General features: G+C 61.7%; 1 protein-coding gene. It reads left to right on the top strand.

Annotated elements, in window-relative coordinates; translation table 11 throughout:
- Positions 1–264, top strand: a 264-nt coding sequence (locus tag NLU14_RS22110) for a hypothetical protein (RefSeq protein WP_275710657.1), incomplete at both ends; no start/stop codon positions are given.

Below are 264 nucleotides of genomic sequence, written 5' to 3'. Positions count from 1 at the left end.
AGGTAATGTGACGATCGTAGCGAATGGCGATGTGAAGGCGGCCAATACCGGTATTGTCGCCGCTCTCTCCAATTCCAGCACAGGCAATATCGACGTCACGGCGAACGGCGCGATCGATGCGCGCTTCGGTGTTGAAGCACAGAATTTCGGCACCGTCGGTTCGACGACGGTGAAGACGGTCGGTCCGGTGAACGCTACGACGGGCAATGGCATCTTCGCGTCGGCGGCAGGCGGGGCCGTGTCGGTGACGACGGGGGCAGTGAC

This window comes from Marinobacter iranensis (assembly GCF_029207565.1).
GTDB lineage: Bacteria > Pseudomonadota > Gammaproteobacteria > Pseudomonadales > Oleiphilaceae > Marinobacter > Marinobacter iranensis.
This window is presented reverse-complemented; position numbering and strand designations above follow the sequence as displayed.